10 protein-coding genes and 1 pseudogene are annotated in these 9,382 nt (G+C 47.1%); all 11 read right to left on the reverse strand.

From position 1 onward, the window contains the following. Positions 1-55 precede the first annotated feature (55 nt). Positions 56-466, reverse strand: coding sequence for a VOC family protein (locus tag JGK11_RS31295; protein ID WP_293214295.1), 411 nt, complete (start codon positions 464-466; stop codon positions 56-58). A gap of 60 nt (positions 467-526) precedes the next feature. Further along, entirely contained in the window at positions 527-1,789 is a 1,263-nt protein-coding gene (locus JGK11_RS31300; protein ID WP_293214297.1) for a condensation domain-containing protein, read from the reverse strand. 68 nt (positions 1,790-1,857) lie between these two features. Then, positions 1,858-2,586: an alpha/beta hydrolase gene (locus JGK11_RS31305; protein ID WP_293214299.1), complete on the reverse strand. Its 729-nt coding sequence runs from the start codon at positions 2,584-2,586 to the stop codon at positions 1,858-1,860. A 17-nt stretch (positions 2,587-2,603) separates the two neighbouring features. After that, a complete protein-coding gene (locus JGK11_RS31310) occupies positions 2,604-3,197 on the reverse strand; it encodes an ester cyclase (RefSeq protein ID WP_293214302.1) in 594 nt (197 codons plus the stop codon). A gap of 373 nt (positions 3,198-3,570) precedes the next feature. Further along, on the reverse strand, positions 3,571-4,536 hold the full coding sequence (locus tag JGK11_RS31315; RefSeq protein ID WP_293204207.1) for a zinc-dependent alcohol dehydrogenase family protein: 966 nt from the start codon (positions 4,534-4,536) through the stop codon (positions 3,571-3,573). Positions 4,537-4,625: 89 nt separating this feature from the next. Then, positions 4,626-5,380 (reverse strand): annotated as a pseudogene (locus JGK11_RS31320) (SDR family oxidoreductase). 84 nt (positions 5,381-5,464) lie between these two features. After that, a complete protein-coding gene (locus JGK11_RS31325) occupies positions 5,465-6,424 on the reverse strand; it encodes a zinc-dependent alcohol dehydrogenase family protein (protein WP_293204209.1) in 960 nt (319 codons plus the stop codon). A gap of 58 nt (positions 6,425-6,482) precedes the next feature. After that, positions 6,483-7,052 carry a DsbA family protein gene (locus tag JGK11_RS31330; protein ID WP_293204211.1) on the reverse strand — a complete coding sequence of 190 codons (570 nt, stop codon included), beginning with the start codon at positions 7,050-7,052 and terminating at the stop codon, positions 6,483-6,485. A gap of 420 nt (positions 7,053-7,472) precedes the next feature. Next, positions 7,473-7,634: a hypothetical protein gene (locus tag JGK11_RS31335; protein WP_293204213.1), complete on the reverse strand. Its 162-nt coding sequence runs from the start codon at positions 7,632-7,634 to the stop codon at positions 7,473-7,475. A 368-nt stretch (positions 7,635-8,002) separates the two neighbouring features. Next, a complete protein-coding gene (locus JGK11_RS31340) occupies positions 8,003-8,485 on the reverse strand; it encodes a nuclear transport factor 2 family protein (RefSeq protein ID WP_293204215.1) in 483 nt (160 codons plus the stop codon). 106 nt (positions 8,486-8,591) lie between these two features. Further along, positions 8,592-9,155 carry a GMC family oxidoreductase gene (locus tag JGK11_RS31345; protein WP_293214304.1) on the reverse strand — a complete coding sequence of 188 codons (564 nt, stop codon included), beginning with the start codon at positions 9,153-9,155 and terminating at the stop codon, positions 8,592-8,594. Positions 9,156-9,382: the final 227 nt, after the last annotated feature.

A 9,382-nucleotide genomic window follows, 5' to 3' on the forward strand; every position in this document is an offset into this window, starting at 1 on the left:
GAAACCCAGATAAATCGTCTGCCCAATCTTCACAAATGGTTTGTGGAAATTTTCGCTAAACCCACATAGCTATTGGATCATTCTTTTTGTGGAGGCCTCGAAATGTTTTCACACCACGTCGATTTAATTCAGCAAAAACTGCATCGACATCTTGAACTCGAAAACAAAAATGTCCGATGCCTGTTGTCCTTAATCCCTCACCAAGATTAGTCGCGATCGGCATTCCTGATTGTGACTGAGTAGAGCCAATAATTTCGATGCGAAAGCCATATACACTGAGATAAGCCAATTTCAGATCTGGGAAAACGCCTACTGTCCATTCATGTTTGATCGTCGCATCTAGCTTTTCTTGATACCACTGAAGCGTTTCCTCATAGTTCGGTACATTCAAGCAAACATGATCGATTTGCATTGAACTCAGAGGATTTGAGCCTAGAGTTGAAGATGTTTGAGTTAAAATTGTCATTTGAATCTCCTGTAATTGTGAATGTTCTAGATACCTCAGAGTCTTACCGTGTGATATGCGTCAGGCAGCTTCAGAGGCAACTTCCTGTCCTACTGCAAGCTCTAAATGCTTCACTCCTGACGATAGAAAAGCAGTTGCAGCCCGTTCGCTCTCAGTACGATCCACATCCATCAGTGGTGTAGATGAAATCGTGAGGGCGAGGCGATCGCCCAAGGTCGCAACTCCAACGTTCCGCCCTGCCACACCTGAAGTGACAGCAGGTGCATGGAGTGCTTTAATCCGAATATTGCCGTATTGTTGAGCCATATCGATGCGACCGAGATTTGTGACGTTCAGCTGACAGAGATATTGCGATTTCGCTGCTTCAACAAGGGCGGTGGCATCGGTGAGATTTGCCATTGTGGGTTGTCGAAGTTGGCGCTCCTCGACTACCTGCTGGGCAATGTCAATTTGTGAGAGTTGAGATTTGACCGATCGCGCAACGTCCCAAAACGCGGAATCCGCCTGAAGGGAATGAGTCGTCGTACAATTGCAAATATAAAGCCCAACTCCATCTGGCATCGGTAAAGATAGCTGCGCTCGCACATTGACAGGGTGGAAACATCGCATCATATCGCTGGATTTGGCATCTTGCTGAGTGAGAGCGAGCAAGAATGCTGCGCTGATTGCGCCGTGTACGGTTGTGTGTTCAGCTCGACTGCGTTGTATCAGTTGCTGGGTGAATTCGGGAGAGAGGAGAACGGTGTGAATGTGGGGTCGGGGACGACGAGATAGGGGTGGTGGATAGTCCGTGGGCTTAGCGGTCGCTTCTGGAGACGGTGCAATGCCAGGAAGCGCTGATTCGAGCGATAATGCCACAGAAAGGTCTGACCACTCAAATATTTTGTCTCCTAACCCTTGAAGAATATCTCGCATCAGATAAACGCCAGATAGCCCATCTGCGATCGCATGATGGCAAATAATCATCAGTTCGGATTCAGCCCCCGATTGCAGCAGTACAACTCGCAGTAAAGGTGCAACCTGCCAATCCAACGAGCGAGCCAGTTCAACTTCGAGTTCTGCTTGCCAGTGCCGATCGTTCGTTCTCGCGACCAGCCGCAGCGGAATCTCGTCGTCGGTTTCGACAAATTTAGGCTGTCCGATCGCGTCAGTGGCGATGCGGACTCGGAGCAGAGGATGGTGTTGCTGAACTTGCCTAAGCACCGTCGAAAGTTGCTCGGAACTAAACTGCCCCTGAAGTTTCGCAACGGTGGCAAAATCTAGCGGATAAAACTGGTTGCAGAGCCAACATAAATGTTCAAATGCGCCTAAATACCGTTCCATGAGGGACTCCTATTGCTATCCTCAGTTTGTTGGATCGAGAGATAGATGAATGATAAGTAATGATGTTGCTAGTCGCGCCCTGCCACAATAATCTTTTCTGCTAAACAGATCGGGTTAGAAAACATTACCTCGTGACTACCGGGCATTTGTACAAGCCGAAATAGCCCCAAGCGGTTAGACATTCTCGGATGCCAACCCCACTGTTCGCCTTGAGGAAGGACATTATCTTCTGTACAGTAGAGGTAACTTTTGAGAATGGGCAGCGAGTAAAACTGCTTCAAGTCCAACTTGTCAATTAACGGTTGATACGGTTCAGGTGATAATTGTGCGTAACTGGATTTAGCCAATTCTAGGTCAGCGTCGTTGAGAAACGCTTCTCGCCAAACCTCAAAAGGCATCATTATCGTACGATTGTCCGATTCTCTCGCTAGATTGTCGAATAACGCTTGAGAGTCGGGCGGGATGTTATTTCTAAGGCTCTCCCCATCCTTGAGGACAAAGGCATTGAAGAAGATGAGCCGTCGAATGCGATGAGGAATTGCTTCGGCAACTTTCGCAATAATTGTCCCGCCGAAACTATGTCCTAATAGGACAATATCGGTTAAGTCTTTATCAAGGATGTAATCGACGATCGATTGTGTACATTGAGCATGGTTAACGTTTTTGTTCGCGCCTTTCCCGTGTCCAGCGATCGTAGGAGCAAAAGCTAGATGTCCTTTAGCTTCTAGCTGGTCAATGACTGGTTTCCAAGCAGAACCATCATGCCAGGAGCCATGAACTAAGACAAAAATTGACATTGGATAACTCCTATTATTTAGTCGCGATCGCCAGCACGATCGATCAGTGCGTTTGAGGGCAAGCTCGGATTGAGTAGCTTGCGCGCACTGTCAACCCCGACAACGGGAAGTGTACCCGGATCGAGCAAGCCGAGCTGAACCAATACACTTGCCTGATCCCAGTAGAGGTGTTCGTGGGCTAACTTGCCGTCGCGGAACTGAACAATCGCTACCACTGCCACTTCAATCCTTTTCCCTGTCGGAGCAATACCAGGTAGCATCCAGTCCATCTGGACGGTATGAGTGAACTTAGCCAGCATTTCATCAACAAGCTGGTCGGTTCCGATCGTACGTGAGATCGGAATTAGCTCGATGTCCGGCGGCATCTGTGGAATGAAGTATTTGGAATAAAACTCGCGCAGTGCTGGTTTCCCGACTCCCCCAGTCATTATCGGGATGTGGTTAACGTAAGCATCTTCAACCATCGTAGCAAGGGCATCTTCAGTACTGTGAGTGCCAAACTCGTACCCCAAATGCTCTTCCCAGAGTTCTTGCAAAAACTCCTGGGCTGGTGTCAAGTTGGTGCTTGCCTTTCTATTTGCTTGTTCGTCTACAGTTTGTTTGTTGACCATGTTATATTCTCCTGGTTCTATGTATCTAGAGTTTATTCAGTTCCAATGCTTAACTTCTTTCAGATTCTTACGATGATTTGTCAGATTCTTATCTAAATATTTCCGCTTTATACTGTTTCCGATTTGAGTGATCGCAGGTCACTGATTATTCCTGCTGAAGAAAGTCCAGTAACACGGGATTGACCCGATCGGCGTGAGTCCAGTTAATGGCGTGCGGTCCGCCAGGGATGACAACAAGTTGACTGTAATTGAAAATTAACTCGCTGTATATCCGCCATCGTTGGCGTAGCCTCTCCGACAGGAGAATCGCCAAAGACTGACCTGTGATGTAGCTCGCAGCATCAGAATAGAGAAAAATTGCAGCGCGTTTTTATCACTCAGTCAATTGCAGGACAATCTTGCCTCGCATTCTTCCCTTTTCTAAACGTTGATGAGCTTGAACGATGTCACTCCAAGGCAGAACTGAATCAATGACGGGTCGAATCTGGTCGCGTTCAATCAGGTTTCTCAGTGCGTCCAATTTGTCTCTATATTGAGGACTGAAAACGAAGTGAATCGTCAAATTCTTACCCCAGGCATCAAGAAGTGTTTGAGGCGTTGCAATATCGACGATTGTGACAAGTTTGCCAAATGGACGAATCACTTCTGAGCTATGTCCAATCGTATCGCCGCCAATCGTGTCTAAAACCAAATCAACGCCGCGATCCTTCGTTTTTCGCCCAATCACTTCAATATAATTTTCATGCTTGTAGTCGATGGGATAATCTGCACCCAGTTTCTTAACAAAGTCGAAGTTTTCGGCACTACATGTTGTAAATACATAAGCACCCATTGCTTTCGCTAGTTGAATTGCGATCGAACCGACTCCACCCGCTCCAGCATGAATTAGAACTGTTTCACCGACTTGTAAATTCCCTCTGGTTATAAGGCAATCCCAGGCGGTTCCTCCTGCCAACGGCAAGCAAGCTGCCTCAACATGGGTCAAATTAATCGGCTTAACTGCAACAATGCTTTCTTCTGCAACGTGGTATTGAGCATAACTACCAAACTCGCCAAAAATCTGGGGTGAGTAGTAAACTTCATCTCCAACCTGCAAATGAGTGACTGCCTCTCCAATAGCTTCAATCACGCCCGAAACGTCAACTCCGATAATTGCAGGGAGACGAACTAAATCTTTGTAGTCACCCCGACGAGTTTGATAATCAATGGGGTTGATCGAGGTCGCATATACTCGTACCAGAACTTGGGTCGCTTTTGGAACTGGCTTAGGGATGTTTTGAAATTCAAACACCTCAGCTCCACCAAAAGCGGTCAGTATCGCAGCTTGCATGTACTCCATATCAGCCTCCTTGCGTCTAAAAATTAAGTCCAGTTGTTCTCTCTTGAAATGGATCGATTCACTGTGAGTCCACCATCAAAAATCAAAAATTAACTCGCTGTATATCCGCCATCAATCACTAAAGACTGACCTGTGATGTAACTAGCAGCATCAGAACACAAGAACACAACGGTTGAGGCAATTTCTTCAGGTTTACCCATTCGACCCATCGGCACGATCGACGCAAGTTGCTGCTCTAGAGCAGTATCTTTATTGCTAAAGCGATCGATCATCTCTGTGGCAGTCAGACCAGGATTGACAGCATTAATCCGAATGCCTTGCTGGGCATAGTCGAGTGCAGCGGCCGCGTCAACCCCATCACGGCATGCTTACTGGCAACATAAGGACTTGTCCCGGCAAACGCCACTAACCCGCTGGTTGAAGAATTATTGATAATGACTCCCGTTCCTTGGGTTAGCATCTGTTGAATCTCATATTTCATGCACAGAAACAGTCCCCGCACGTTAATCGCCATCAGTTTATCGAATTGTTCAAGTGAATGTTCATGTAGGGGCTTCATCGGTGATTCGATTCCGGCATTATTGAAGGCACAATCGAGTCGTCCATAGGTTTCGACTGTCTTTTGCACTAATGCTTTGATGTCTTCCTCATTCGAGGCATCTGAATGAACGTATAAGCATTCAGCGCCTTTTTCGCGAATCAGTTTGGCGGTTTTTTCACCTTCTGCATCGCGTCTACCGGAGAACACGACTTTTGCTCCAGCAGCACCAAAGGCGATCGCTGTTGCTCTGCCAATTCCCGATGTACCACCAGTGACTAACGCCACTTTATCTTGCAGTATCATCCTGTTTCTCCTGTTTCAATCAATATTGACCTTCAAAAATCAAACTCCGATCCGTTTAGCAATTACCAACGCCGTGAAGCTTGTCTAATTTTCTGTAAATTCCAGCACAATTTTCCCTTGTGTCCCCCCTCGCTCTAGACGCTGATGTGCTTGAATTATCTGATTCCAAGACAGCGTTGAATCAATGACGGGACGAAGCTGAGTGCGCTCGATTAGTTTTGTTAAAGCATCTAATTTTGCTCGGTATTGTGGCGTGAAAACAAAATGGATAGTCAGATTCTTGCCCCATGCTTCGATGAGTGATTGCGGCGTTTCAGTGTCTACAATACTCACAAGCCTGCCAAATGGGCGAATAATTTCTGGGCTACGCTGGATTGTTTGCCCACCGATCGTATCCAAAACTAAATCAACACCTAGCTTATCTGTTTCTTGATAAATAACTTTCGCGTAATCTTCGTTCTTGTAATCAATGGCTCGATCTGCACCAAGTTTTTTGACAAAATCGAGATTTTTAGAACTGCATGTTGTAAAAACATAGGCTCCCATCGCTTTTGCAAGTTGAATCGCAATTGAACCAACGCCACCAGCACCCGCATGAATTAGAACTGATTCCCCAACTTGAAGATTGCCTCTCGTCACTAGACAATCCCAAGCCGTTCCTCCTGCAAGAGGAAAACACGCTGCTTCAATGTGCGACAAGTTAGAAGGCTTAAGCGCAACAATCCCTGCATCAGCAACATGATATTGAGCATAGCTGCCAGATTTTCCAAAAATCTGTGGCGAGTAATAAACTTCGTCTCCTACCTCAAAGTCTATCACTGATTCTCCAACTGTCTCAATAACCCCTGAAATGTCAACTCCGATAATTGCTGGTAATCGAACCAAGTCTTTGTAGTCACCACGGCGAGTCTTATAGTCAACTGGATTGATCGATGTCGCACACACCCTTACTAGAACCTGATTAGGTTTTGGTATTGGCTTAGGCACAGTTTGAATCTCAAACTTCTCAGCATCACCAAACGCAGTTAATACGGCTGCTTTCATAGATTCCATCTATGCCAACTCTTTTTGATTCTGAAGTATCATTTTATTTCTCCTAGTATTAATTTCGTTGCAATTGACTTGCAGCAATAATCGCTGCCATCAACTCCGTCATGTTCCAGTGCCCGATATATCGATTTCCATTGATAAAAAGGGCTGGAGCAGTTGTCACTCCACTCTGTATTCCACCTTCGATATCTTCATTGATGCGATCGACATGCACTTGTTTAGCCAACTCTTTGAGAAATTGAGGAATGTCAAGTCCTAAATCATTGGCGTACTCAACTAGATAACCATTCTCCAACCTTTGTTGATGGGCAAATAAAGTGTCGTGCATTAACCAAAACTGTCCTTGGACAGCGGCGGCAACGGCTGCTTGGGCTGCCCGTTGAGCGTGAGGGTGAATCTGTGTTTGCGGAAAATGACGGAAGATAAAGCATAAATAATCCTCTCCAAAAGAAGTACTAAGCTCTCGTTTGATCACTTTAATCAGCTTGTAAACGTCCGCACTTCTGGAGTCTTGATAATCTCCATACATCACCAGCACGACCTTGGCACTCAGCACACCTTGCATCCAATCTTGGGTTGAAGGTGGGATAAGTAAGGAACTCTGGCTACGATCGTCGTTCATCTTTCTAGATCTGCATCAAGACCTTGCAATTTACTTGCTCAATCTGTTGATTACATGACTGTTTGCTATAAATTCAATATAGGCGATCGCCTTCAAGCTGTCGTCTATATCAAGTTGAAATTTTTACAGTACAAATTGATAGAGTAACCATTCCATCGCGGAGTAGAAGGTTGGCTATAACTTAAGTTAGAATCGGGTGCACTGATTTGTTTGAGAGTACATTGGTTTGTAGTGGCTATCAGAGTAGGTAGTATCATCAGTCAAACATTTCTCTCCCAATAGGGCGGATTCCCAAATCGTTGAATCAGGAAATCAATAAATATCTGAACACGTCGCGAATGCTTACGATTCGGTAAATACAATGCATAAAAGCAGTTCGTCTAGATTAAATTTAATCTAGACGAACTGCTCAATTTATAGTTAAATTTTAGTCGCTAGCAGTGTGACCAAATCAGCATGAGCTAACACCACATCGGGGCTGCGTTGAAACGCCGCATCATACTTCACAGCAAAGTCATTTCCAGCTTCATCAGGTTTGATACTCCCCACCGATGAATCGGGGGGATTCTTGATGTATTCCACAAAGGGACTTTCAAAGGCGTTATCAATCCACCTCTACCCACTTAGATTGGACAAATCCAACCCTTGCGTATACTTTTACCTTTTTATGCTTTCAGAGTCCATCACAACGCCAGATAGGTACGCTCAATAATTCACTGTTGCTTGTTTGATCAGGCTACGGTCAAGCCGAGACGAACCAACTCAGGAGTTACACCTTATGAAATTATTTCAACACGTAGATGGTTGTTCTTAATCGCTGCACCTATTATATCATTGAAACTCAAGCCGCTGCACTCATTTTTAGGCGACTAAATAAGTCGCAGCCACGTTCCTCCCCATGTCTAAAGCCAGGGGCTTCCCGCTCGTTTTTCGGTGATCACGGCGCGACCTCAGAACTTTGCGCCGCTCATGGCTGCCATGAACGCCATCGGGTTCCAGTACTCGCGGTAGGTGACGATTAGCCCGTTCTTGAACGTGACAAACGTGGCGTAGCTCATTTCATAGGGGTTGCCGTTACTGATCACCCGGCCTGAGACGCTCCACTCGGCAATGGCCATGTTGGGGTCATCGGTAGCGATGATCTTCAGCGTGGGAGTCCGCTGCACGTCAATGACGCTGGGATAGTTCTTCAAATACTCGTAGATAGCCGCTCGGCCCACCAGCTTTCTGGACGCCACGTCGGGCGCGAAGGGGAATTCGACGATCACGTTTTCGTCGCAGAGTTCAGCCCAGCCCTTAATATCTTTGGCTAGGAAAGTGTCCAGACTGCGCTTCAGCAATTGCGCTGCGGTCAGACCCTTGCCAGCCTCTTGCGTGTGTGCGGGTGCGGCGGTGGCAAGCGTGACGTCGCTTGTGAGATGATCTTGTTTCATGTGATTGTGTCCAAGTTGGGGTTGATGATGTTGACTTGCCCCTGCGGCAAATCTCAGAGCTATCGCCCTTTCGGGCGGGGTTGCTTTCACTGATTGCGTACTTCTCTTAGGCCATCCGGGCAGCGATGCTTTCGGCCAGCATCATGGTCGGGAAACCCGTTGCGACGGAGGGCACGTCAGGCCAGATCGAGGCATCGACGACTCGCAGGCTTTTGACGCCACGAACGTGCCCGTCAATATCCACCACGGCCCCGGCATCGCGCGGTCCGCCCATGGGAACCGTGGAGGTCGGATGCCCATAGCTCTGCACAGCGGCGGCCAGTGTGGCGTTGATCGATGCGCGGTCACTCTTAGCCGCGCCCGGCGATAGTTCTTCACCCACCATGCTGGCAAAGGGCTGCTGCCGCGCGATGTTCCGGATGACTTCGATACCATCGACCAAGCGATCGCGATCGCCGCTGTCCGTCAGGAAGCCGAGATCGATGATGGGAGCGGCATGGGGATCACGGCTGGCGATGGTCAGCGTTCCCACGGAACGTGGTCTCACAAGCGCAGCAAAGAGCAAAAACATCACACCGTCCGAGGTTTGCCCACCGTCGGGCATTGGCGCGGTGCTGATGTTCAGATCCGCCTCGCCGCTCGTCGCGTGACGCGATGCCGTCCACAGCATTGCGCCAATGGGAGGATACGCAAGCCCGACGGCTTCCTTAGGAATGAAAATTTAATAACATCAGCGATGTATAATAAATAAATGAGTGAATATGAATAGGTTCATGTTTCGGTATGGATGTCAAATAGTATACCTACTTGGTTATTCTTATGTCGCCCATGATTTGTTGATTTGAATCATTTATCCTAACATAATTTATGTATTACTCAGACGAAATTACTGCTTTA

The organism is Microcoleus sp. PH2017_34_RAT_O_A, from assembly GCF_020737885.1.
Classification (GTDB): Bacteria; Cyanobacteriota; Cyanobacteriia; order Cyanobacteriales; family Microcoleaceae; genus Microcoleus.

Bases quoted from the DNA above. Each gene is read 5' to 3' on its own strand.
- JGK11_RS31295 (WP_293214295.1), bottom strand. From the start codon at position 466: ATGACAATTTTAACTCAAACATCTTCAACTCTAGGCTCAAATCCTCTG.
- JGK11_RS31300 (WP_293214297.1), bottom strand. From the start codon at position 1,789: ATGGAACGGTATTTAGGCGCATTTGAACATTTATGTTGGCTCTGCAAC.
- JGK11_RS31305 (WP_293214299.1), bottom strand. From the start codon at position 2,586: ATGTCAATTTTTGTCTTAGTTCATGGCTCCTGGCATGATGGTTCTGCT.
- JGK11_RS31310 (WP_293214302.1), bottom strand. From the start codon at position 3,197: ATGGTCAACAAACAAACTGTAGACGAACAAGCAAATAGAAAGGCAAGC.
- JGK11_RS31315 (WP_293204207.1), bottom strand. From the start codon at position 4,536: ATGGAGTACATGCAAGCTGCGATACTGACCGCTTTTGGTGGAGCTGAG.
- JGK11_RS31325 (WP_293204209.1), bottom strand. From the start codon at position 6,424: ATGAAAGCAGCCGTATTAACTGCGTTTGGTGATGCTGAGAAGTTTGAG.
- JGK11_RS31330 (WP_293204211.1), bottom strand. From the start codon at position 7,052: ATGAACGACGATCGTAGCCAGAGTTCCTTACTTATCCCACCTTCAACC.
- JGK11_RS31340 (WP_293204215.1), bottom strand. From the start codon at position 8,485: ATGAAACAAGATCATCTCACAAGCGACGTCACGCTTGCCACCGCCGCA.
- JGK11_RS31345 (WP_293214304.1), bottom strand. From the start codon at position 9,155: ATGCTGTGGACGGCATCGCGTCACGCGACGAGCGGCGAGGCGGATCTG.